Genomic DNA, 492 nt, shown 5'->3' with positions numbered 1-492 from the left:
AAGAGTGCTTAGGGGATGTTAGCCTAAAACCATCGCATTCATGCGATAACTACTAACTGACCTACATCGGTAAAAGGGACTTGTCCTGTGGCATTACCGAAATGACCGACATCGTGTCGGCCTTCACGCAGGCCTAAGCACAAAGCCGAGTCCGGACGCAATTATGCCGAGGCATAATTGATCAAAATATAAGCGACATATACATTCACGTGGGGATCGGTTGTCCAAGCAACGTGGAGCTGCGTTCCGTCCCACCCCTACCCCCAGTACCCCCAGTAGCGCCAGTAGCGCCAGTATCTCCAGTATCTCCAGTAGCGCCAGTAGCGCCAGTATCTCCAGTACCGCCAGTAGCGCCAGTAGCGCCAGTAACACCAGTAGCGCCAGTAGCGCCAGTATCGCCAGTAGCGCCAGTAGCGCCAGTAACACCAGTAACACCAGTAACACCAGTAGCGCCAGTAGCCCCAGTAGCGCCAGTAGCGCCAGTAGCGCCAG

1 protein-coding gene is annotated in these 492 nt (G+C 54.9%); it reads right to left on the bottom strand.

Annotated features, from left to right (window positions below):
* Positions 1-205: 205 nt before the first annotated feature.
* On the bottom strand, positions 206-492 hold a 287-nt coding region (locus tag ABNX05_RS26215; protein ID WP_349662356.1), incomplete at its 5' end, for a hypothetical protein.

The sequence above is a fragment of the Lysinibacillus zambalensis genome, from assembly GCF_040183165.1.
Lineage (GTDB): Bacteria > Bacillota > Bacilli > Bacillales_A > Planococcaceae > Lysinibacillus > Lysinibacillus zambalensis.
This window is presented reverse-complemented; position numbering and strand designations above follow the sequence as displayed.